Source organism: Agrobacterium sp. Azo12 (assembly GCF_029193765.2).
In the GTDB taxonomy this organism is placed as follows: domain Bacteria; phylum Pseudomonadota; class Alphaproteobacteria; order Rhizobiales; family Rhizobiaceae; genus Agrobacterium.
Genome location: NZ_JARFYO020000003.1, coordinates 686,379 through 710,000, shown reverse-complemented (window position 1 = coordinate 710,000; position 23,622 = coordinate 686,379). Strand labels below are relative to the sequence as shown.

The following is a 23,622-nucleotide window of genomic DNA, read 5'->3' as shown; positions in this document are numbered from 1 at the left end:
CCGTCTTGAACGACACCGAACGCCACAAAGCCATTACCGACCTTTTGCGTGAGACACCGTTTGCTTCGGTACGGGATCTGCAGGAGCAGCTTGGCGTTTCTCCAGCCACAATCCGTCGTGATATCGACAAGCTGCATGAGCTTGGCCGTGCACGCAAAGTCTATGGTGGCATTTCTGCGATGGAGCCGGGTGACAGCATCCGCCTGTCAGCACGCCCCTATGACGAAAACCGTGACATTGCCGTCGAGGCAAAACGGGCCATTGCGGCCATGGCTGCCGATCTGGTGCGCGATGGCGATTCCATCATCGTGCATGCCGGTTCGACCTGCTACCAGCTTGGCATTCTGCTGGCTCAGCGCAATCTGCGGCTCTGGACCAACTCCATGCCGCTTGCAGCCTATCTCGGCGAACATGGCACCTGCCAGCTTTCACTTGCAGGCGGCGACCTATACCGCGAACCGGGCATCATCCATGATCCGACAGCCGGCTCCCCAGGCTTTTTTGCCTCACGTTTCTTTGTGGGGACGCAGGGCATCAGCGGCAAGGGGTTGCTTGAATCCCATCCGCTGCTGGTCAAGGTGATTGGCGAACTTGCAGCCTGCGCCGACGAGATTGTTCTTCTGGCTGACAGCCGCAAATTTTCAATTCAGCCACGTAATGCCGTGCTGCCTCTGTCGCGCATCGGTACCATCATCACCGATGATGGCCTGACGGATACCGCCTCGAAAATGCTGGAAGACGCTGGCGTCAGCATCATGATCGCCAATGTCGGAGGTGGGGCATGAGCGAAAATCCTCTTGCAGTCTTTGATCTCGGCAAGACCAACTCGAAGCTTTTCGTCGTTTCGGCGGATGGTCAGGTGATTGACGAGGCCCGCACGCGTCCCATCTGGCGCGAACAGGATGATCTGCGTGTGCTGGATGATGGTGCACTTTTCAACTGGATGAAAAGTGAGCTTGCCCGTGTCGTTGCCGGGCATGGCGTCGACCGCATCACCTTTTCCGGCCATGGCTGCACATTTGCACTGACGCGCGGCGACCAGTTGGTTCACGCCATTCTCGACTATGAACAGGAACCACCTGCCGATATCGCCGCACGGATCGATGCGATGGCACCGGATTTCAGCGAAACCTTTTCGCCGCCGCTGCCGCTTGGTTTCAATTATGGACGACATCTGCTCTGGCTTGATGCCCGTGATCCGGCACTGATCGCCGAGGCAGAGGCCATTCTGTGTTACCCGCAATTCTGGAGCTGGAAATTTTCCGGTCGTGCGGTGAGCGAAGTCTCTTACCTCGGCTGCCATTCCAATCTGTGGGCACCACTAAAAGACGATTTCAGCAGCCTCGTTGACCGCATGGATTGGCGGAAAAAAATGCCTGAATTTGCAAGTGCAGGCACTGTCATTGGAACATATGCTGTGCAGCTCGAAGACGGCCGCAGCATTGATGTCGCCGTCCATAACGGCGTGCATGACAGCAATAGCGCGCTTTATTTCTACCGTTCGCTTGGCTTTTCGGATTTCACGCTGGTTTCAACCGGCACCTGGGTCATCATCTTCAATCCGGCAAGCCCGCTGGAAACACTGGATGCCAAGCGCGACATGCTGGCAAATGTCACCGTCGATCACCAACCGGTCGCCACGATCCGTTTCATGGGTGGCCGTGAGTATGATGTTGCGAGTGGCGGGTGGACGAAGCCTGTATCAGCCGAAGCCGTCGCATCGGCTATCGCCAAAAAGACGTTTGCCTTGCCATCCTTTGCGCCTGGCGGCCCCATGCCCGGCCACAACGGCCACTTCATTGGTCCAACCGTCGATGGCGAAGAGCGCGCTGCCGTTGCCATGCTCTATGTCGCATTGATGACCGACCTGTCACTCGACCTGATTGGTTCAAAGAATACGATCGTCATTGATGGCGGTCTGGTCAAAACAGGGCTTTATGCCTCGGTTCTTGCAGCCCTCAGACCGGATCAGACCGTGCACACCAGCGCCAACCCTGAGGGTAGTGCCTTTGGTGCGGCTGCGCTCGTCTTTGATGCAGGTGGCCACAATCCTTTCGTCAATGATTGCGCCACGGCCACGGCGGCTACCATCGCCGGACTTGAGGACTATCGCCTGACATGGCGCCAGCATGTCGATGCCCTGACAAGCCACACGCAAAACGATGCAAAGGAGAAGTGCGCATGACCTTGACGGCAAGCCAGCAGCACCCGCTCCTTGAAATGCGCGAGATCAGCAAGACATTCGGCGTCTCAAAAGCCCTGTCCCAAGTCAGCCTGACTGTACATGCCGGTGAAGTGCATTCACTGATGGGCGAAAACGGCGCCGGCAAGTCGACCTTGATGAAAATCCTGTCCGGCGCCTATACGGCTGATCCTGGTGGTTCGGTGGTGATCGATGGAGCGCCCGCCTTGCTTGGTGATCCACAGAGAGCCAAGGCCCTGGGCATTGCCGTTATCTATCAGGAACTTTCACTCGCACCCAACCTGACCGTCGCGCAAAACATGTTCCTTGGTAACGAGCCTTCCCGCTTCGGTGTTGCAGACCGGGCAGAGATGCGCCGTCGCGCAGAACCCATCCTGCAGCAACTCGGTATTGGTTTCGGCCCAGGGCGGCGCGTCGCAGAACTGTCACTTGGCGAACGGCAAATGGTGGAGATTGCCCGGGCGCTCACGACCAATGCGCGTATCATTGTGATGGACGAGCCTACGACCTCTCTAACAACACGCGAGACCGACCGGCTGTTTGACGTGATTGCCCGTCTGAAGGCGAAGGGCATCGCGATCATCTATATCAGCCACCGCATGGAAGAGATCTATCAGCTTTCCGACCGGGTGAGTGTGCTGCGTGACGGCGCCTATGTCGGCACGCTGGAACGGTCAGAATTGTCGGCAAACAAGCTTGTGTCGATGATGGTCGGGCGCGATCTGTCTTCTTTCTACAAAAAAGAGCACCGGCAAGTGACGGGCGAACGCGCTGCTGTCCTGTCGGTCAACAATGTCGGCGACGGCATTAGAGTGCATGACTGCTCTTTTGATGTGCGTGCCGGCGAAGTGCTTGGCGTTGCCGGTCTGGTTGGATCAGGCCGGACAGAACTTGCTCGCCTCGTTTATGGTGCCGACCACAAGACAACAGGCAGCATTACGCTCAACGGCAAACCGGTCGCCATCACGTCCCCGCGCGCAGCGCTCGATGCTGGCATTGCCTATCTGACAGAAGACCGCAAATCGCTCGGTCTGTTCCTCGACATGTCGATCAGCGACAACATCAATATTGGCGTCATTGCAGGTGATGCCAAGTCCGGTGGCGTACTCAATTTTTCGAAGGCGAGGGAACGGGCCGCCCATGCGGTGAAATCCCTGTCGATCCGCACCGCCGGGACGCAGATCAATGTCGGTGCCCTCTCAGGCGGTAACCAGCAAAAAGCGCTGCTTGCACGCCTGCTGGAGACAAAACCGAAGGTCATCATTCTGGATGAGCCGACCCGTGGCGTGGATGTCGGCGCGAAATCGGAAATCTACCGGATCATTGATGAGCTTGCCCAGAACGGCATCGCCATCGTCGCCATATCAAGCGATCTGCCTGAAATCCTCGGCATTGCTGACCGAGTGCTGGTCATGCGCGAGGGGCGCATCGCCGGTGAGGTCACCGGATCACCAGAAGAACCGATCGGACAGGAAGCGATCATGGCACTGGCAACCGGCACGGCCGGCCACGCAGCCTGACAACGACAACAGAAAAAGAAGTGGGAGCGTAACAATGAGCGCAAGTGAAACCGAACAGACCCGGATGGAAAAGCTAAAACTGCGCTCAACGCTGACAGCGCTCGGCATGCTACCTGTTCTTGTTCTGCTGGCCATCGGCTTCCACTTGATCAGTGGTCGGTTCCTTTCCGCCAATAACCTTTCCATCGTCATGCAACAGGCATCGATCAATACGGTGCTTGCAGCTGGCATGACCTTCGTCATTCTGACCGGTGGCATCGACCTGTCGGTCGGGTCGATCCTGGCGGCTTCCGCGATGATTGCTGTGATTGTGTCTCTTGTGCCTGATCTCGGCATGCTTGGAATTCCGGCCGCCATTGCTGCCGGCCTTGCCTGCGGTTTCCTCAACGGTGCCATCATCGCCTGGCTGAAGCTGCCGCCTTTCATCGTCACACTGGGTTCACTGACAGCCATTCGCGGCGTTGCCCGTCTGCTCGGCAACGACACCACGGTGTTTAATGCAGATTTGCCCTTTGATTTTATCGGCAATGGCACGCTGTTCGGCGTTCCGTGGCTGGCGGTTATCGCGCTGACGACCATCGTCGTGTCGTGGTTCATTCTCAAGCGCACGGTGCTCGGCACATGGATCTATGCCGTGGGTGGCAACTCGGAAGCCGCCAGACTGACCGGCATCAAGGTGCCACTGGTTCTGCTGTTCGTCTACTCAATGTCTGGCCTGTTGTCCGGTGTTGGCGGCGCGATGTCTGCCGCACGCCTTTATGCGGCCAATGGCCTGCAGCTCGGTCAGGCCTACGAACTTGATGCCATCGCGGCGGTCATCCTTGGCGGTACAAGCTTTGTTGGCGGGGTCGGTTCGATCTGGGGCACACTGATCGGCGCCCTCATCATCGCCGTGCTTTCCAACGGCCTCATCCTCGCCGGTGTCTCTGACATCTGGCAGTACATCATCAAAGGCCTTGTCATCATCGTCGCCGTCGGCCTCGATCGCTACAGGCTGCAAGGGCTTGGCCGGACCTGATTTCCGGCTGAACGAACCGGTTGGGAACCGGAAACAACCGCGCAAAACGCGCATTATGGAGGAAAACATGCGTCTTATGTCCAAGTTGCTTATCGGCACCGCCATGGCTGCCGCCCTTTGCATGCCCGCAGCCGCCAAGGACCTCAACAAGATCGGCATTTCGGTCGGTCTGCTTGGCAACCCGTTCTTTGTTGCCACCATCAAGGGCATTGAAGACCGCGCCAAGGAGATCAATCCGAACGTCGAAGTTATCTCCGTTTCCGCCGACTATGACCTCAACAAGCAGGTCTCCCAGATCGACAGCTTCATTGCTGCCGGTGTCGACATCATCATGCTGAACGCAGTTGACGCCAAGGCCATCGCGCCGGCCGTCAAAAAGGCAGAGGCCGCCGGCGTTGTTGTGGCAGCGTTTGACGTTTCCGCTCCGGGCGCCAACGTCACCGTCATGACCAACAACGTCAAGGCTGGCGAAGAGGCCTGCAACTACATCGCCGAAAAGATCGGCGGCAAGGGCGACGTTGTCATCATCAACGGACCGGCCTCGTCCTCGATCCTCGACCGCGTTCAGGGTTGCAAAGAAGCGCTTGGCAAACATGCCGATATCAAAATCCTGTCCGACGACCAGAATGGCCAGGGTTCCCGTGAAGGCGGTCTTGCCGTGATGCAGGGTCTGTTGACCCGGTTTGACAAGATTGACGCGGTTTTTGCGATCAATGATCCGACAGCAATTGGCGCTGAACTTGCCGCCAAGCAGCTCAACCGCAGTGAGTTCATCATTACCGCTGTCGACGGTGCACCAGACATCGAAAAGTCGCTCGCCAGCGGCAATTCCATGATCAAGGCATCCGCTTCGCAGGACCCATATGTCATGGCCGGTCAAGCCTTGAAGCTTGGCGTGGACGTGCTGAACGGCAACAAGCCCGCTGAGCCGATCGTGCTGCTCGATCCACAGCTGATCACCGCAGACAACGTCAAGGATTACAAGGGCTGGACTGCAGCTCGCTAATCTCCTCCAGACCGGACTGGCACCACAGGTCTATGCGGTGCCAGTCCGACTTTTTTTCCATTCAATTCAGAAAGTACCGGGATATGTCGAAGATCGGTGTGCATTCCTTTGTCTGGAGCGCTGGCTCCTCGCGCGGCGAGCTTGAAAAGGCGCTCGAGAACACGCAAAAGCTGGGCTACAAGCTGATTGAGTTCTCTTATCTCGATCCTGCTCAGGTCGATGTTTCCTGGCTTGCAGGCCGTATCCGTGAACTCGGCCTCGACGTTGCCGTCAGCATGGGCCTGCCACCAGAAGGCGATATCTCGAGCGATGACGCATCAGTGGTGGCCAACGGCGTCGATATCCTTGACCGGGCTGTCGCGCTGGTGCGCGATCTCGGCGGCAGCAAACTTGCAGGCATATTGAGTTCCTCCCATGGCAAGCAGGAACATGTGCTGACCAGAAGATCATGGGATAACAGCGTCTCAGCGCTGACCAAGGTGGCAGACCGCGCCAAGGCATCCGGCGTCACACTCAATCTCGAAATCGTCAATCGCTTCGAGAGCAATATGCTCAACACCGCCGCACAGGGCATGGCCTATATCAAGGATACAGGCGCCTCGAATGTGCTGCTACATCTCGATACATTTCACATGAACATTGAAGAGGCCGATGTTGGTCTCGCCATCCGTCACGCGGCAGACAAGATCGGCTACATCCACATTGGCGAAAGCCACCGTGGTTATCTCGGAACCGGCACAATCGACTTCCCGGCAATCTTTGACGCGCTGGTAGCAATTGGCTGGAATGACTATGTGACGTTCGAATCCTTCTCAACCACCATCGTCGATAAAGATCTGTCACTGAAGACGGCCATCTGGCGCAATTTGTGGGACGATAACGTTGCCCTGGCCAAACATGCGCACCGCTTTATCGAACTTGGGCTGGAAACAGCCCACCTCAAAGGCCAACTGGTTCGTCAGGCTCATCTGCCAGTTTAACGAACAGACCCAACACGCCTTAAAGGTCGTCGGCGGCCCACACATCTGAGCCGCCAACTTCTTGGGTCGCGCTTATTCAGCCTTTGCTTCGATATCGACCCGGCCTAACAGATACATCGGATTTTGCGATGCGGCTGCCAGATCAAGAACACCAAGGCCGTTCGGACCTTTGGCCTTGATCGTGACAGTCAATGTACCTGGCGCGTTGATGAAGCGAAGAACGGCGTCAGCAGCGCCCTGGAGTTGTGGCTGTGTGGCCGTGATTTCCTGCAGGCCCATGGTCGCACCTACTGTCAAGATGCCTCGTACCTGATCTTCGGTCATGTCGTTTTGCGCCGCGTAAAGCTTCACGGCCTTGTCAATCAGACCTTCGTCCTTGATCGTCATCTTCACTTCGCGACCAGCGAGGCCAAAAAGCGCCCCTTGCATACGTGTTGTATCGAACGAGAAAAACTCCTCGCCAAAGCCACTCACCAGACCGGAAAAATTGATGCTGCCGATATCCTTGCCATTCGCAGATATTTCCTTGATGACGAGGTTCTTGTTTGCTTCATCCCAATTTGCAGCAAGCCCGTAGGAGACGGTCAGAACCTCCATACCCATCTTGCGCAACTGCACGAAGGTTTCATCCGAAGAATTCTCAGGGATTGGAAGCGTCAAATCTTCCTGTTTGATCGTGATGTCGGTTGGAATGCCGTTAAATGGCTTGGTCAGTGCCATCTCATAGTTCTTGAGTTGGAATTGAACGCGCTCAGGCACAGTTGCCGCCGCCGCTTCATCACCTTCTGCCGTATCATCTGTCTTTGGGGTCGTCACATCAACATTGATACCTGCAGCGCGAATGGTGCCCAATTCCGGCATCAGTTGGCTGAATGCAAAGCTGGCCATCTCGTCTTCTTCAAGACTCACAAACTTGCCGAAGCCCTCGAGCGACGAACCCCAGTCGAAACCCGTAAGGCTGGCCTCAGCAACTTCGATTTTGTCGTCGCCATTACCCATTTTCAAGCCGTGCAGGCCGACATTGAGCTTGCGACCGTCCATTTGCAAAAAAGTACTATCAACGACCAGCTTTAGCTTCTTTCCTTCTTCATCGCTCGCCGTGTTAGGGGCGTCGACAGTCAGGCCGCGCAGCTCCAAATCGGCCTTGCCCATCATGTCGACGAGAGAAAGAAACTTGCCAAAATATGCCTGCCTCTCTTTAGGTGAGAGATCGTCATAGTTTGTCGCTGTTGAAAGTGCCTTCAAAGTCTCCAGAAGGGGCTCCGATGGCATGCGCGAGCTGACCCCCTTGCTGATCATCTCATCATAAGTGAACTTCGTCTCACCGTCTGAGAAAGCAATTTTGCTGACCGTAACCGGTCCATAGACAAGCTTTGCGTCCTTTTCGTCAGGGCCAGCCTTTTCAGTGTACAGCCGGACAAGATAGGCAACATCAATGGTCTCACCTGCGATAGCACCGGTGGTGATCAGCATATTCTTCGTTTTGGTCGCGGCATCACTCTCCGGCACATCGACCGTGACATCATAGCTGCTGCTATCGACCGAATATTGGGCGATCTTGCCATCGGCCACCCCTGTGAAGACAACATCTTTGTAAACCGTCTTCTGACCGGTATTGGCGACTTTTTGAGTAGCGATGGTTTCAGGAATAAAAATACGCTTTGCGGAAAAGCTTGCAATCACTTCAGCAGGAGAGGCGTCGTGCGGGATATTTTTATTGAAAGCCGGCTCTTCCCAGCGGATATGCGGTATCGAAGCGTTGACCAATTGTGTCTCGACTTCAACGCCATTTACCTGCAGATCGCTTTTGAGGAACAGAAATTCCTGGCGGCCATCGGCCGCCGCAATACGCAGATTGCCGCCATCGGCTTGTGGCAGCACAAAGTTGCGAACATGAATGCGTCCGAGAAAATCAACCTTGACGACCTCAGCTGTGCCGCCAGTGCTGGCGATGAAATCCTTCACTTTGCCTTCGTAGACAGTCTTAACCCCGACGACGCCGACGGCTGCAACTGCGATCACTGCAACGGCTGCAAATAGCGCCTTGCGCCGACCCTTGACGGTCTGCTTGTTTGCTTGTTCCACGAAGTTGGTCCTTTTACTATACAGAATTGAAACGAAACGTCTTTTAAGCACGCGAAAGTTGCTTCGCAAGCCCGGGCGGAGACAAGCGCCGGTGATAAATCAACACCTTGCAAAAACATGTGGCCACCCATGCCATGAGTGACCGGGCCTGGGATCAAATTTGCGGCAGCGGTATCACAGCCAAGGACCGCAAATATCGCGATGGCACCATCAGGATCACGCGGAAAACTTCACGGTCACGCCACGTTGGCGGAAATAGGCCTGCATCAACTTACGGCCGGAGCGGTTGTTATGGGCCAATTTTGCCGGATCAAAAACCGCTTCCTTGGCGCCTTCACGCGCCAACGCCTGCTTGAGGTCAGCAATATGCAGGTCAATGTCAGCATTGTCCGACTGGATCGATGCGTAAATCTTGTCAGTTACCTCAGCTACTGTCTGGTCGCTCACGGTACTTATCCTCTCATTCGTAAAACCGGCCGGATATCACAAATTTTCTGGCTGTCCTACTGGATGAGTGATGTTCACAGAATCTTAATAACGGAAGTCTTCCGCAAGTTTCGACTGATCTTTTCCGTGAACCAAAAGTGATCATCTATTTTTGCATAGCTCCACTGCGCTATTGGCTATTTCGAAGGCACGCATTTTATCGTATTCATTAACTCAACGAAGCGATGCACCTCCTCCCGCAAAGCTTCGTCATCAGACGTCCCACTCCTCCTCCCAAGGGACGTTTGGCAGAATAGCGGAATCCTCCTCCCAGTCGCTATTCAATTCTTTCGAAAGCCTGCCGCACCTCCTCCCGCGGCAGGCTTTTTCGTTTCTCGCTATAGTTTCAGATATTTTTCGAGGCAGTACTCTGCCAGCAAAGCAAAAAATCGCGCTTTTAGCGCGGTGGAGTTGGGCTGCAATCAACGATGTCGTGTGGCTTGCGGCCGGAATGCAGAAATCCTTCCCTTCGTTTTAGAAGGAAAGGACAGTCGTTAGACAAAAAAGCGATCAGCCGCCAAAGCCGAAGCCATCAGGAATGTCTGTCAGCGTAATGCCGAATGGCTCAAGGCTTTTCAGGATCCAGGTCTGATTGTTGCCAATACGGCGGTTATATTCTGCCCAAGCAGACACGAATGTCTTGAAAGGCTCGTCCACACTGTAGTTGAGGGCAATCACCGACGGTGTCGACAACACCGGAGTAGGGACCTGTACGGAACCAATGTTTGGTGCCTTCTTTGAAATCACCAGCCCGTTCAACATGGTGTTGACCAAGCCCTCGGCTTTGCCCGTGGTAACAGCGACAATGGCTTCGTCACGGGTCTTGAAACGCAGAATATTGGCCTTAGGCAAATATTGCTGGGTGATCAGATCCTGTGCAGAACCAAGATCAACGGCAAATGTATATTTGGGATCGTTCAGTTCATTCCAGGTCTTGCCATTGAGTTCTTCTTTTGAGGAAACAATGACAAAGCTGTTGTAATAGGTCGGATCAGAGAACGACACCGACATGGCGCGGACTGGCGTTGCAGTAACCGCAAAAGCCATGTCGACCTTGCCGCTTTGTACATCGAGGATGGCATTCGCCCAGCTGGATTCAACCACTTCAAGTTTGACGTCGAGCGTCTTGGCAATGTCATTTGCCATGTCGATGACAAATCCCTGCCACTCGCCCGTGCGTGGATCCTTGTTGAAATAGGGCGTTTCATTGAGAATAGCCGGGATACGAAGGACGCCGCGGCCACGGATATCATCGATTGTTCCAGCTGAGGCAATGCTGCTGCCCAACAGTGACAGTGCCATCACTGCCGCACCACAGAGCTTGGAAAATAATTTCATAATCTCGTTCTCCTATGTTCCCCGGAATATTTTTTACTGTCCGCGACCCGTGCTCCTGGAAGTCCAGTCCACATGGCCAAGCGGTCGAGAACCAGCCTATCCGCGATTTGACAGGGAACAATGCTAGAGACTCGGACGTACTTATCGGCTTTTTTATATGTCGTGCTCACAGCGGCGGAAGCGAAAGCTCGCTCGCCCGTGGAGGATCGAGCACCGGCCCGACAAGTTCTCGGCGACAGTCATCGAACAACTGCTGTACCATCGGGTGTTTCTGCAGAAATCCTGCGGTTCCGAAATAGACGCGCACCTCTGGCAGATTGGTGAGTTTTTTACTGCGGATCGTGTGATCTTTCGGCCCGACACACCACGATGGAATGATCGAAAAGCCCAGCCCCTCGGCCACACAACGCTTGACGCTGGAACTGCCTGAAGTGGACACAACAGGCTGCACGATTGCCCCGTCACGCGCCAGAAAATCGACGGCAAGATTTCGAAGGGTCTGCCCGGGCTCGTAGGTTATGAACGGCCGCCCCTCCGCCCAGCTTGGTATATCCTGCGGGTCAGGAAGGTCGCCCCAGCTTTCAGGATAAACGCAACTCAGCCTGTAGCTGCCAAGCAATCGCTGCGGTACGACCGGATCACCAAAATATCGCTCGGAAATACAGACATCGAGACTGCCGTTTTTGACCAATTCAGCCAGCACGGTATCACGTTCATACACCGCGAACTCGATTTCCGGAAAAACCTCGCGGAACCGCGACAATATGTTGGTGAAAAGGTAATAGAAAATCGCCTGTGGCATGCCGACGCGAAGTGACGAACGTTGGTTCTCAATCAGCTTTGTCAACCGTTCGAGCATGATATCAAGCTCTGGATGCAACAGATTATAAAGTGCGCGCCCGCGCGGCGTGAGCGATATCCGCTTGGCGCCCTGTTCTGAATCGATCAGCTTACCCTTGAGAATCTGCTCCAGCCGCCGGACGTGATTGGCGGCTGATTGGTAACTCAAGTTGAGTTCTCGTGCCGCACCGGAAAACGACCCCAGGCGCGCCACCTGATAAAATGTCTGGATGAGTGTAAGGCTTATCTTGGCCATGACTTTGGTCCCCCTCCCTCTTTTCTAGAGAGTGATGAGTTTTTAGCGGATACAAATTTCGTGACCAAGTAACGTCATCATCTTGTATCGACGGACAAGGCCAGCCTCCGCCAATATCGGGCGACAAGCAACAAGGTCGGCCAGAAATTTATGCAATCCCGCTCTTCATTCAGCGTTATCGTCGTCGGATCCGGCATCGTCGGTGCTGCGACTGCCTATTTTCTGGCCCAGCGTGGCGCAGAGGTAAGGCTGCTTGACGCATCAGCACCTGCTGCCGAAGCAACCGGGGCTGCAGACGGCGCCGTCTCGGTCGCAAGCAAGCGTCCAGGCCCAATGATGACCGCAGCAATGAAGGGTGTCGCACTCTATGGGCAGCTGGCGGATGAGGGCCTGCTTGCAGGTGCATTCAAACGGCGCTCGACCTTCATCATTGCAACGTCGGACGATGAATGCGCTGTGTTGGACGCCCATTCGGCAGCACTTGCGAGTGCCGGGGTCACTGTAAAGACGCTCAGTGACGCGGCCTTGCACCATTCATTTCCGGCACTTTCGCGACAGGCGAAAATGGCTGTCGAGGTGCATGGTGAAGGCCACGCCATTGGCTATCAGATCGTTCACCGGCTGCTGACCGCAGCAAAAATCAAAGTCGACCGCGATACGCAGGTTCAGGGCATCCGCGTTGAACAGGGCGGTAACCGTATCGCCGCTATTGCCACCAACCGCGGTGATCTCAGGGGCGACGCGGTTGTTATTGCGGCCGGCAACGGATCCGCCAAACTCCTTGGTTTGTCAGATGTGCTGACACCAAGAAAAGGCCAGCTTCTGGTGACCGAACGGGCACCGGCACTGAATGCCCTAATGCCCGGCGCCATCATGTCCGGCCGCTATCTCCTGAGCAAAGGCAGCCAGAAAGGCGCGCAGGCAGCAGCATCGCGTGGCCTCGGACTGGTTATTGATCCGCTCACCACAGGGCAGTTCCTGATCGGCGGTACCCGCGAAGATTTCGGCCGCCGCGAAACCAACGATATCGATGCGGTGACGCAGATATTATCCAGCGCCGTCGATCTCGTTCCCGGTCTGGCAGGGGTCAGGCTGTTACGGAGTTTTTCGGGCGTTCGCACCGCTGTTATTGATGGTCTACCGCTGGTAGGGCGAATTCCCGGTCTCGAAAACGGCTATGTCGCAACAGGCTTTGAAGGGGATGGCATTTGCCTTGGCCCAGTAACCGGCAAGGCTATCGCGCAACTGATTTGCGATCAAAAAACTGATCTTGATATCTCCGCATTTAATCCTGCCCGCTTCAACAGTTGTGGAGTGGCAGCATGACCGCAATGACGTTTGAGTGGATGGGACAGAATATTCCGTTTCGTGCGGGTGAAAGTGTCGCGGCAGCGTTGGACGCAGCCGGCATCCGCAGCTTCGGCCATGACGGACTGGGACAGGAAACACGGTATTTTTGCGGCATCGGCGCCTGCCAATGTTGCGCCATGCGCATTGACGGCACAGTCCGGGAAGCCTGCATCACTCCGGCCAAAGTTGGCATGCGGGTGGAGCCGATGGAGAACAGACATGGTTGAACCAGATGTTCTCGTGATCGGTGGTGGGCCCGCCGGCATGGCTGCGGCGACGGAGGTCGCGCGCGCCGGTTATATGGTTGAACTCGTTGAACAACGCGACACTCTCGGCGGTGCAATCTACCGCCAACCGATTGCTGGCGTTGAAAGGTCATGCCACACGGCGCAGACACAGGCTCGTTGGCATGCGATCCTGAGTAAATTTTCGCAAGCCCGTATCCCGGTGCACCACAATTCGGTTTTCCTCGGCGTGGATGGCGACGGAGTGGTCTTGCTGGACAACAGGCGCACGGGACACATCGAGCAGCGCCGTCCACGGGGTGTCATCATTGCCTGTGGTGCTGTCGAAAAGGTCTTGCCAAGGCCGGGTTGGCATCTTCCCGGCGTGTCCACCGCCGGTGGTTTGCAAGTGATGATGAAAGAAACGGGCAGGGCACCGGAGGGGAATATCCTTCTTGCGGGAAGTGGTCCCTTGCTGATTGCAGTTGCCGCGCAGATGGCCAGGTTGGGCAATCCACCGGTTGCCATTGTCGAGGCAGGTGATCCACTCCAACAAGTGGGACCCTCTTTTGCAATGCTGCCCCATCTTTCACTGCTGCGTGAGGCAGTCGGATATCTTGCGCATATATATGCCCGGCGTATTCCGTGGATACGTGCTGCACGCCTGGTGGCAATCGAGCGCAATGAAACTGCACTCCTTGCAACCATTCGCAGCGAGGATGGCAAATCCCAGACTATCTCGGCGGATCGCATCGGCCTGCATGATGGTATTCGCCCGAACGATTTTGGACTGCCGCCAGAGGTCACAGACAGCCCGTCAGGCCCGTTCGTTCTGCGGGCAGGTGATTGCCGCGAAGCTTTGGGTGCTTTTGCTGCCAACGCCGATGGTAAGCGGGCGGGCCAGGCAGCCGTTACCATACTTTCGGGCAAAGGGACGGCAGCGAACATCTCCAAAACAATCAATCGTGCCCGCAAGGCGCAGGACATCTTGGTAGCGCTCTTTGCACCATCCGGTCAATCATCGGTCTTCAACCAGTTGCCTGACGAAACCGTGCTTTGCCGATGCGAAGGCAAGACAATCGGTGATCTTCGCCAGCTCTGTGACCGAGAAGATCTGCTGAGCGGACGCGAAGTCAAACACAATGGCCGGTTTGCCATGGGTGCCTGTCAGGGCCGTTTCTGCGCGGCAAATACCGCCGCTCTCATGGCTGAACTCAACCCGGGCGACCGTGCTGCGACAGCACAGGACCTCACCGGCCGCCGCTGGCCGTTACGTCCGATTTCCATCGCGGCGCTGACTGGCGCCAACTCCACTCCCCACGACAACAATTGAAAAGGTTTACCGAGATGACTCAAGCGCAGCGATTGATACTTGATACAGCCAAGGTGATCCTCGTCCGCAATCCATTCAACGATGCACCGGTTGGTGAAATAGCCGTCAGTTCACCTCTCGAGATCGCCGCAGCCATCACACGTGCCAAGGCAGCCCAGAGCGAGTTTCGCCATTCGACTCCGGCGGTTCGTCGCGCAATGCTGAATGCACTGGCGCTGGAAATCGCCGCCGACGCTGAAAATCTTGCCAAGACCATTTCCAATGAAATGGGCAAGACAATCCGCGAGGCGCGTAACGAGGTTCGCAGAGCACAGAACACGCTGCGGCTGTCAGGAGATGCGGCAACATTTCTGGATGGTGAAGCACTGCACTGCGCTATCGTCGAAGGCGGCGCCGACCGTCTGGCAACCATTACCTACGAACCAGTCGGTGTAATCGGCGCCATCACACCATTCAACTACCCCCTGAACCTGCTTTGCCACAAGTTGGGCCCGGCAATTGCTGCTGGAAATGCAGTCGTTGCAAAACCATCTCCCAAGGCACCACTCGCCGCAGCACGCCTGCGTGAACTTGCCTTGAAGGCTGGATGGCCCGCCGATCTTTTCCAGGTGGTACATGGTGCAACTGAGGCGGCCCTTTCATTGGCCAGGTCACCGATTGATTTGCTGTCTTTCACCGGCGGTCCGGCTGCCGGACTGGCACTCAAGAACGCCAGCGGGTTGATCCGCTGCCTCATGGAATTGGGTGGCAACGATCCGCTGTTTGTCCTGCCCGACGCAGACCTCGACAAGGCAGTCGCCACCACCATCGGACATCGTTTTGAGATTGCCGGTCAGAGCTGCGCAGCCGTCAAAAAGCTCTATTTGCACCGCGACATCGAAAAAACCTTCACAGAAAAACTGCTGGCAGCCGTTGATGCCGTGGAGTTTGGAAACCCGTCGGATGAAGATACCGACATGGGCACTGTCATTGACCTTGCTGCAGCCAAGAATGTCGCTGATCGGATCGCGGCAAGCGTTTCCGGATCGGGCGCAAGATTGCTAACAGGCGGTTCCCATGACGGCACGGTATTTGCTCCGACCGTGTTGACCGATGTCACGGCAGATGCGCCAGTCATTGCCGATGAAACATTCGGTCCGGTTATCGCAATCCGGTCGTTTTCCGACCCGGCTGAAGCGATTGCCGAGGTCAATGCCGGTGCGTACGGATTGCAGGCGGGTATTTTCACCAATGACCATGCGCTGATCAAGACCTTCTCAAGGGATCTTATTGTCGGGGGCGTTATGGTCAATGAAGGACCAGACTTCCGGGCCGAACACGTGCCGTTTGGTGGCGTGAAGCGCTCCGGACTTGGCCGTGAAGGTGTTCGCATTGCTCTACGCGAGATGTCGGAACCAAAAGTCGTCATCGACTGAGGAGTAACACCATGCGCATTGCTATTCTCGGCGCATCCGGCAGGGTTGGTACTCGTCTCATTGAGCTCACCCTTGCCAATCCGGGACTGGAACTGGTTGCGGCACTCGTTTCGCCGCAATCGAGGCTGGCTGGTACGCCGGTTGCCGGTGGCAGCATTGAATATCGCCCGGCGGAACGCTGGATAAAGACCCGCAGCGATGTGATGATCGACTTTACCACTCCGGCAGCAAGTCTTGCGATGCAGGACCTACTTGGTCCGAAGAGCATTCCAGTGGTCATCGGAACCACCGGCTTTACATCGGAAGATGATGCGCAATTGACGGCATTTTCCACCAGCCGACCGTTGATGATCAGCGCGAATTTCGCCCATGGTTTTGAAGCATTCCGGCGTTCAGTGATCGATTTTGCCCGCCGCATGCCAGACGCCACAGTGACGATCAGCGAAACCTATCATGCCCGCAAGAAGGCGGAGCCTTCTGGCACGTCGCGGCTTCTGGCACGGGATCTGTTTGAGGCACAGAGCCTCACCATGGGGTTTCCCGCACCAGAGCCGGTCATCCTGATTGATCGTATCGGTGAAACAGTCGGTATCAACGAAGTACGCTTCACCATGGGATCGGCCCGTACAGTTTTCAGCTACCGCGTCGAAACACTGGCGGCTTACGCGGAAGGTGCGCTGGCCGCCGCGCAGTGGCTGGTTTCAACACAACACACCGCGGGGCGCTACAGCCTGGCCAACAGTCTGGCCGATTGAACGAGATAAAGAGAGGAACTTGGACCATGCAGAACATTCATGACCGTTTCAACGGAGTTTTCACTGCCCTGATTACCCCTTTCAAGGATGGCAGCGTCGATCTGCCCGCCTACGATGCATTGGTTGAGCGCCAGCTCGAAGCCGGTGTCGCCGGACTTGTGCCTGTTGGCACAACCGGTGAAGCAGCAACGCTGAGTGACGATGAAGCCGATATGCTGATTGCGCGCACCGTCAAGCTGGCCGCCGGCCGCGCGATTGTCATGGCTGGAGCAGGCGCCAATGACACCAGGAAAACGATCGAAAAAGTGAAGCACGCCGAAGAAGCAGGCGCCGATGTGTTGCTGATCGTTACGCCCTACTACAACAAACCGACGCAGGCCGGACTTCTGGCTCACTACAGTGCAGCCGCAGAAGAAACCACGTTGCCGATCATGCTTTACTCGGTTCCGGGCCGTTGCGGTGTCGAGATTGCGCCGGAAACCTGCGCCGAACTCATGTACCGCCATGACAACATCATTGCAATCAAGGAAGCTGGCGGCTCAGCATCGCGTGTGACGCAGCTTCGCGCGGCATGCGGGGAGGGCTTGATCATCCATTCCGGCGACGATGGTCTGACCCTTCCGTTCCTGTCGCTAGGTGCCGCCGGCGTTACCAGTGTTGTCTCCAATGTCGCCCCGCGCGAAATGGTCCAGCTTGTCGAAGCCTGGAAGTCGGGTGACACGGCGCGCGCGCTGGCGCTTCACGAACTGATCGCCGAACTGACGGACGGCATGTTCATCGAGTCCAATCCCGGCCCGGTCAAGGCTGCCCTGGCACTCTCCAACTTGGCGGGACCGGAAATGCGCCTGCCGATGGTGCCTGTATCGGACGTGAACCGCGAAAAGCTCATTGGAATTCTAGGTCGTTTTGCCAGCGCGTCTGTCGCCTTCCAAGAAATGCGATAAGCAGCGCCATCAGCTTTGCATTGTCCGCCTGTAGCGGACATAGCACTATCAAATCGTCAGCTGCTGTTACCTTGCGGCGGCTGACGCGAAAAACAAGGGAACAACAATGACAAAACGAACCGATGAGAAGCTGCGGTCCCCGCGCGGGTATTGCCCGTTTTTATGCGCGGCCGTGACAACCGGAGGTGAGCGATGAATTACAGCTGGGACTTCCACTCCGTATGGCAGTACTGGGACCTCTTTCTCTGGGGCCTCTGGATCACTGTCGTCTATACATTCGGCTCGATATTTTTTGGCATCATCATCGGTTTTGTGACCTGTGCAGCACGGCTTTCCGGCTGGAAAATCTTCTCGGCCATTGCCCGCATCTATCAGGAAATCTTTCGCTGTACGCCGCTCTTGGTGCAGCTATTGTGGTTCTATTACGCATTTCCGTTGCTGATCGGCGGCTCGATCGACAATCGCTTGGCAGCCATGTTGACGCTGTCGCTTTATGTCGGTGCCTTTTACGCTGAAATCTTCCGGGGCGGCATTGTTTCGATCGACAAGGGACAGCGCGAAGCGGCGTCCGCTATCGGCATGAGCCCATGGCAGTCGATGACCCGCATCATCCTACCGCAAGCGATGAAAAGGGTGCTGCCATCCTTTATCAACCAGTCGGTCATCCAGTTCAAAAACACATCGCTGGTGTCGGTCATTTCGGTTGCTGACCTCGCCTACATGGCAGCGGTGGTCAACGGCCAGACCTACCGGCCGCTGGAATCCTACACTTTAATGGCTGGCCTCTACATCGCCATGCTCCTGCCGCTTACCCAGGCTGCAGACTGGATCGAACGACGCCTCAGAGTCAGCGACTAACGGAACGGATGCATGAACATGACACAGCACACACACGACAATGTCCCTGTCATCGAAACGCAAGCGCTTCGTAAGGCATATGGTACGCATGAGGTTCTCATGGGGCTGGATCTCAGCCTCAAGCGCGGCGAGGTGGTCGCACTGATCGGACCCTCGGGCTCTGGCAAGTCAACCTTCATTCGTTGTCTCAACATGATGGAAACGCCGACCGGCGGCACGGTTCGCTTTCGCGGGAAAGTCGTTGGCCAGAGTTTTCGTGACAAGGGAGAGGCGGTCGGCATCGGTACCTTGCGTCGCCATGTCGGCATGGTCTTCCAGCATTTCAATCTATTCCCGCATAAAACGGTGCTGCAAAACGTTACCGAAGGGCCAATCGTGGTCTGCAAGAGGCCAAAACGCGAAGCGGAAGAACTTGCGATGGATTTGCTCGGGCAGGTGGGATTGGCCGAGAAACACGCATCCTATCCGGCTCATCTGTCGGGTGGCCAGAAACAGCGTGTGGCGATTGCCCGGGCACTGGCTATGGAACCCGAGGTCCTGCTGCTTGACGAAGTGACGAGCGCGCTTGACCCGGAATTGGTCGGCGAGGTTCTGGCGGTTATTCGTGGGTTGGCCGACAAAGGCATGACCATGGCAATCGTGACGCACGAAATGGCTTTTGCCGCCGATGTGGCAAGCCGCGTGCTGTTTCTTGACGGCGGCGTAATTGCTGAAACCGGAACGGCAGATGAAGTCATTCTGCGCCCGAAAAATCCGCGCTTGCAAGGCTTTGTCCAGCGGTTCAGGGGGCAGACATTGTGACAAAACTCAACGTCAGCATCGTCGGCGCCGGAGAAATCGGCGTCGCCATGGCCCGGACCTTGTCGAAAAGTGGCGAATTTTCCATTCAGGTCATTGACCGCTCGGAAGAAGCTTTGTCACGCTTGCAACAGATGGAGATAGATGCCTCTGTCAAAGCTGTTCGACACGGAGAGGATTTGCAGACCTATCTGAGAGGGCAGGATGTTGTCGTTGCAGCGGTACCTGAGCCGGCGGTAGCAGATGTTACACAGGCCGCGGCCAGAGCGGGCGTTCATTATCTCGATTTCACCTGCCCGAGGCCGGAAACACAGGTGATACTGGAGCCATTGTCAAAACATAGGGCGGTTTTCAGCGGATGCGGCGTTTCTCCCGGTCTGATTGGCAATGTTACCTGTGGCCTGCTCAAGTCTTTTTCACCGGTCACCGACGTCATCATGCGTGTCGGCGCCATCCCCCGTTATCCCACCAATCGTCTCGGTTACGGGCAAATCTGGAATGTTGACGGGCTGATCGATGAATATACCCGGCCGAGTGCCGCGATCAGGGATGGGCAGTCGGTTCTGCTGACACCCCTGGAAGATTACGGCCGGTTGCGTATTGACGGAGTAAGCTACGAAGAGTTCATCACATCCGGTGGGGTAGAGGCGCTATCGATCTTTTCGCATGCCGCACCGAAAAACCTCACCTTCAAGACCATCCGTTATCCGGGGCATCTCGACTATATTCGTTTTATGCTTGATGATCTCAACCTGCGTCATCGGCGCGATATGCTGCGTTCGCTGCTCTACAATGGCCTGCCGGTTATCGAAGACGACATTCTGCTCCTTGTGGTAACTGCACGCGGCTATCGTGGCAGGTTGCCCACCGAACGGACAAAGTCCTATCGGTTTGCACCAAACAAGGACGTTGGCCCGTTCAACGCACTGATATCAGGCGCAACAGGTTATGCGGCCGCCCTGTTGTCCATGTTAAGCCAAGGCAAGATTGAACCGCACGGGCATGTCGAACACCACCTCATTGATACGGATGCGCTTCTGGCATCGCCGTTTCTAAGGCCACTTTTGCAGTAACTGGTAGTCTACTATTCATGCAAAGGTTCGGACGATATCCTCGACCAGCCTCTTCAGCGAAGCAGTAGAGCCAAACGGCCAATGGGGCGTGGAGGCAAGGTGCACATGCCCCTGCGCCACAAGCGGCAGGACCGGCCATAGAGCGGCATCGCTTAACTCGCTCGGCAATTGCTCTGACAACAGGAATAGCGACGTTTCGCTATCCAGAGCGGCCAGTCCCTCGAGATCAAAGGTGGTGAAGCCGAACGGCTGCGGGTCCATGTCCAGCGCGGTTGAAAATCCGACCCGGCTCAGCAGCATCGATATGGCAGAATTGGGCGCAAAGACCCGGAGACGCGGAACGCCGGGTAGCGGTTGCGCGACCAGCAATTTTCGGCCGGAAATCTGCCCTACCGATTTGGTCTTTAAGAGATCAATATTGCTGTCAAATTGCGCAAGCAGCGCCTTCGCTTCGCTCTCAAGGGAGAGAGCAGTGCCCGCCTGACCAACGCTTTGATAGACGGCTGCCAGCATATCCCCGTCACCGGCTTGGTCATCGAGCAGATGAGTAGGGGCAATTTCACCAAGTGCTGCGGCAAGCGATGCATGGCGAAAGCGCGACGCCAGGATGAGATCAGGCTGCAAATTGCGGATAGCCTCAAGACTTGGCTGCTGTCGGCGGCCAACATCCGTCACATGATCGATCTTGTCATTGGCGACATTGACCCAAGTTCGGTATCCGGACGGTTCGGCACAGCCAACTGGCGACTTGCCCAACGAAAGTGCAATTTCGGTCGAGGTCCATTCCAGCGTAACGATGCGCTTGGAGGGCGCCGCGCCAAACGCCATCGGCGCGACGGCCAAAGCCGACGCGCCGGTGATGAATGATCGTCTGCCTAGTTCTGTTACCACTTCACACTCACTGTACCGACCACGGTGCGTCCCTGACCGTAGTAGCACTGCGTGGTGGTGTTACAACCGGCTACGTAGTCCTTATCGGCAAGGTTATATCCATTGAGCTGGAATGAATAACGGTCATGTTCATACCGTGCAAAGGCATCTACCAGTGTGTAACCCGACACGAAGAACGTGTTGTTGGTATCTCCCGCCGTTTTGCCAATGTGGCGCGCACCTGCACCAATGGTCAGTTTACCATCCCATGAGTCCGGCATTGGCACATCATAGCTGACGAATATCGACTGCTGCTGCTTGGGTACCGTATATGGCAGCTTGCCAACCTGTGTCGCCGTCTGACTGCGCGTCACCTCCGGGTCCTGCCAGCTTGCGGCGGCCGTCACATTCAAGCGATCCCAAAGGGTGGCATTGGCTTCAAGTTCGATACCACGAACCCGCACTTCGTCGGTTTGGAAATACTCGCCCGAGATGCGCTGCACGACGTTTTGCTGCGTCGCTTCAAAACCAGACAGCGTCACATTGTAGTCTTCACCCTCTGGCGCATATTTGACGCCCACTTCCTTCAACTCACCGGTCGTTGGTTTCAGAGGCTTGGGTGCCAAAGTGAGAACCGGGGAGAACGATGTCGAATAGACCGCATAAGGAATAAAGCCACTGTCGAACACATAAGCTGCACCAACGCGGCCGGTGAAGGCGTTGTAATCTCGGCGCTGCTGCGTGAGCGTGTCAGGAGTGCCGTATGCAATGCTATCGGAATCGTTGGTTACGAAGTCCTGACGTCCGCCAATCGTTAGACGGAAACGATCAAGCTCAATCTGATCCTGCAGATAAATGCCAGCCTGTTTTTGCGTCTGATCAAGATGTGTCCTGATAGGAGCAGACGTCACACCGATGTTGTAGATCGGGTTAAAAATGTTGAGGTTATATGCAGTGCCAGTCTTAGTTCCGGTATCATTGACGAGATTTTGCCATTGCAGATCGACACCACCCAACAGCGTATGGCTGACTGGGCCCGTATCAAACCTGTACTCAAGATTGGTATCAAGCGCGACGGCGTTGAGCGTCGGCTGCGCATTGTAAACCGTACGTGCAAGCGTTGTCGGGGAGGCGGCAAAGCCAGTGGCATACAGGTTCTGATAGTTCACATCGAGATAGGAATAACGGAAATTCTGTCGCAACGTGAGATCGTCGTTGAAGGCATGCTCCAGACGGTAACCGATATAGGCGGTTTCCTTGTCGTAGATTGCCAGTGATGGGTCACCATCGGAAAAATTACGCGGGATCGTCAGTCCGAGACTGTTCGGATAGACACTGCCAAGCGCCGGAATAAGCGACGGTACCTGACCGGCATCATCCTTCATGTAAGCACCATAAACGGTGATGCTGGTATCTTCGTCAGGCGACCATTTGATCGTTGGGCTGATGGCGATTCGGTCATTCTTGCCGAAATCGTTCATCGTGTCGCTGTCGCGCACAACACCTTCAACACGATAGGTCAGGTCTGATCCGCTGCCGAGCGGACCTGTAGTATCGAAACCAACTTCCTTCTGTTTGAAGCTGCCGAACCTGGCATAAGCCTGACCACCGGCCTGATCAGAAGGATCCTTGCTGATCATGTTGACGACGCCACCGACATTCGTCTGGCCGAACAGAGCAGAACTCGGTCCACGCAGCACTTCGACACGGTTCAGGAAATAGGGTTCTACACGAAAACCTGCATAGCCGCCGGTCTGGTTGGCGATCTGTGGAACGCGCAGACCGTCGAGATAAAGGTCAGCACTAAAACCACGAATGGTGAAATAGTCCGAGCGCGGATCATTGCCATAACGCTGACCATTGACGTTGGAGCTGTACAACAGGCTGTCAGCCACAGTTTGTACGGCGCGGTCAGTCATGGCTCCACGTGTAATCACCGAAATGGACTGAGGTGTCTCGGCAATCGGTGTCGTCGTTTTGGTGGCCGATGCGGAGTCCTTGGCCACGTAACCGCGCTGTTCAACGCGTGCGCCTTTAGTGCTGCCTTGCCCCTGAACAACGATCGGAGCGAGGCGCGTTGCATCAGTCTCTTCCTGCGCAAAGGCACTTTCACCTAAACCGGCAACCGCAATCATGGCAACACCAGACATCAACAGAACACGTGACCGCCGGGCGGAGAGGATCAAGGGGTTGCAAGAGGTCGAAGCGGTGTTATGCATTTTGCGGCCTTTGAAGAGCGTGATACGGCTTCAAGCGAGACCCGCCACCTG

21 protein-coding genes are annotated in these 23,622 nt (G+C 55.9%); 15 read left to right on the top strand and 6 right to left on the bottom strand.

Features of this window, described 5'->3' with window-relative positions; all coding sequences use genetic code 11:
* Positions 1–5 precede the first annotated feature (5 nt).
* The 6 genes from PYL13_RS25285 (at position 6) to PYL13_RS25260 (ending at position 6,727) form a co-directional block, all read left to right on the top strand.
* The gene (locus PYL13_RS25285; protein ID WP_250983924.1) at positions 6–785 is read left to right on the top strand and encodes a DeoR/GlpR family DNA-binding transcription regulator; all 780 of its coding nucleotides are present in this window, start codon (positions 6–8) and stop codon (positions 783–785) included.
* Positions 782–2,185: an FGGY-family carbohydrate kinase gene (locus PYL13_RS25280; RefSeq protein ID WP_275642715.1), complete on the top strand. Its 1,404-nt coding sequence runs from the start codon at positions 782–784 to the stop codon at positions 2,183–2,185. The genes PYL13_RS25285 and PYL13_RS25280 overlap by 4 nt, the downstream gene beginning before the upstream one ends.
* Positions 2,182–3,723, top strand: a complete 1,542-nt coding sequence (locus PYL13_RS25275; protein ID WP_275642714.1) for a sugar ABC transporter ATP-binding protein — start codon at positions 2,182–2,184, stop codon at positions 3,721–3,723. The genes PYL13_RS25280 and PYL13_RS25275 overlap by 4 nt, the downstream gene beginning before the upstream one ends.
* A gap of 34 nt (positions 3,724–3,757) precedes the next feature.
* Entirely contained in the window at positions 3,758–4,741 is a 984-nt protein-coding gene (locus PYL13_RS25270) for an ABC transporter permease subunit (RefSeq protein WP_250983927.1), read from the top strand.
* 67 nt (positions 4,742–4,808) lie between these two features.
* Positions 4,809–5,747 carry an ABC transporter substrate-binding protein gene (locus PYL13_RS25265; RefSeq protein ID WP_192490762.1) on the top strand — a complete coding sequence of 313 codons (939 nt, stop codon included), beginning with the start codon at positions 4,809–4,811 and terminating at the stop codon, positions 5,745–5,747.
* An 83-nt stretch (positions 5,748–5,830) separates the two neighbouring features.
* Positions 5,831–6,727 (top strand): sugar phosphate isomerase/epimerase family protein, encoded by an 897-nt coding sequence (locus PYL13_RS25260; RefSeq protein WP_275642713.1) that lies wholly within the window; start codon positions 5,831–5,833, stop codon positions 6,725–6,727.
* Positions 6,728–6,799: 72 nt separating this feature from the next.
* Here the strand turns inward: PYL13_RS25260 and PYL13_RS25255 are convergent, their stop codons facing one another.
* From PYL13_RS25255 to PYL13_RS25240, 4 genes are all read right to left on the bottom strand, one after another.
* Positions 6,800–8,812 carry a hypothetical protein gene (locus PYL13_RS25255; protein ID WP_275642712.1) on the bottom strand — a complete coding sequence of 671 codons (2,013 nt, stop codon included), beginning with the start codon at positions 8,810–8,812 and terminating at the stop codon, positions 6,800–6,802.
* Positions 8,813–9,028: 216 nt separating this feature from the next.
* Positions 9,029–9,259, bottom strand: coding sequence for a hypothetical protein (locus PYL13_RS25250; protein ID WP_250983930.1), 231 nt, complete (start codon positions 9,257–9,259; stop codon positions 9,029–9,031).
* 549 nt (positions 9,260–9,808) lie between these two features.
* Positions 9,809–10,636, bottom strand: a complete 828-nt coding sequence (locus PYL13_RS25245; RefSeq protein ID WP_275642711.1) for a transporter substrate-binding domain-containing protein — start codon at positions 10,634–10,636, stop codon at positions 9,809–9,811.
* A 166-nt stretch (positions 10,637–10,802) separates the two neighbouring features.
* On the bottom strand, positions 10,803–11,732 hold the full coding sequence (locus PYL13_RS25240; protein ID WP_275642710.1) for a LysR family transcriptional regulator: 930 nt from the start codon (positions 11,730–11,732) through the stop codon (positions 10,803–10,805).
* Positions 11,733–11,882: 150 nt separating this feature from the next.
* Here PYL13_RS25240 and PYL13_RS25235 point away from each other — a divergent pair, with 150 nt between their 5' ends.
* The 9 genes from PYL13_RS25235 to PYL13_RS25195 all read left to right on the top strand — a co-directional run bounded on the left by PYL13_RS25235 (position 11,883) and on the right by PYL13_RS25195 (position 20,482).
* Positions 11,883–13,058, top strand: a complete 1,176-nt coding sequence (locus PYL13_RS25235; RefSeq protein WP_275642709.1) for an NAD(P)/FAD-dependent oxidoreductase — start codon at positions 11,883–11,885, stop codon at positions 13,056–13,058.
* On the top strand, positions 13,055–13,309 hold the full coding sequence (locus tag PYL13_RS25230; RefSeq protein WP_259148398.1) for a (2Fe-2S)-binding protein: 255 nt from the start codon (positions 13,055–13,057) through the stop codon (positions 13,307–13,309). The genes PYL13_RS25235 and PYL13_RS25230 overlap by 4 nt, the downstream gene beginning before the upstream one ends.
* The gene (locus PYL13_RS25225; protein WP_275642708.1) at positions 13,302–14,639 is read left to right on the top strand and encodes an FAD-dependent oxidoreductase; all 1,338 of its coding nucleotides are present in this window, start codon (positions 13,302–13,304) and stop codon (positions 14,637–14,639) included. Before PYL13_RS25230 ends, PYL13_RS25225 begins: the two co-directional genes overlap by 8 nt.
* Before the next feature lie 14 nt (positions 14,640–14,653).
* On the top strand, positions 14,654–16,054 hold the full coding sequence (locus tag PYL13_RS25220) for an aldehyde dehydrogenase family protein (protein WP_275642707.1): 1,401 nt from the start codon (positions 14,654–14,656) through the stop codon (positions 16,052–16,054).
* Positions 16,055–16,065: 11 nt separating this feature from the next.
* Positions 16,066–16,809, top strand: coding sequence for a 4-hydroxy-tetrahydrodipicolinate reductase (locus PYL13_RS25215; RefSeq protein ID WP_275642706.1), 744 nt, complete (start codon positions 16,066–16,068; stop codon positions 16,807–16,809).
* A 26-nt stretch (positions 16,810–16,835) separates the two neighbouring features.
* Positions 16,836–17,753 carry a 4-hydroxy-tetrahydrodipicolinate synthase gene (dapA, locus tag PYL13_RS25210; protein WP_275642705.1) on the top strand — a complete coding sequence of 306 codons (918 nt, stop codon included), beginning with the start codon at positions 16,836–16,838 and terminating at the stop codon, positions 17,751–17,753.
* Between the two features lie 192 nt (positions 17,754–17,945).
* Entirely contained in the window at positions 17,946–18,611 is a 666-nt protein-coding gene (locus PYL13_RS25205; RefSeq protein WP_250983939.1) for an amino acid ABC transporter permease, read from the top strand.
* 12 nt (positions 18,612–18,623) lie between these two features.
* Positions 18,624–19,412 carry an amino acid ABC transporter ATP-binding protein gene (locus PYL13_RS25200; protein ID WP_192490775.1) on the top strand — a complete coding sequence of 263 codons (789 nt, stop codon included), beginning with the start codon at positions 18,624–18,626 and terminating at the stop codon, positions 19,410–19,412.
* The gene (locus PYL13_RS25195) at positions 19,409–20,482 is read left to right on the top strand and encodes a saccharopine dehydrogenase family protein (protein ID WP_275642704.1); all 1,074 of its coding nucleotides are present in this window, start codon (positions 19,409–19,411) and stop codon (positions 20,480–20,482) included. The genes PYL13_RS25200 and PYL13_RS25195 overlap by 4 nt, the downstream gene beginning before the upstream one ends.
* Before the next feature lie 15 nt (positions 20,483–20,497).
* Here the strand turns inward: PYL13_RS25195 and PYL13_RS25190 are convergent, their stop codons facing one another.
* Both PYL13_RS25190 and PYL13_RS25185 read right to left on the bottom strand, forming a co-directional pair.
* Positions 20,498–21,373, bottom strand: a complete 876-nt coding sequence (locus PYL13_RS25190) for an ABC transporter substrate-binding protein (protein WP_275642703.1) — start codon at positions 21,371–21,373, stop codon at positions 20,498–20,500.
* The gene (locus PYL13_RS25185; protein ID WP_275642702.1) at positions 21,367–23,502 is read right to left on the bottom strand and encodes a TonB-dependent siderophore receptor; all 2,136 of its coding nucleotides are present in this window, start codon (positions 23,500–23,502) and stop codon (positions 21,367–21,369) included. Before PYL13_RS25185 ends, PYL13_RS25190 begins: the two co-directional genes overlap by 7 nt.
* Positions 23,503–23,622 lie beyond the last annotated feature (120 nt).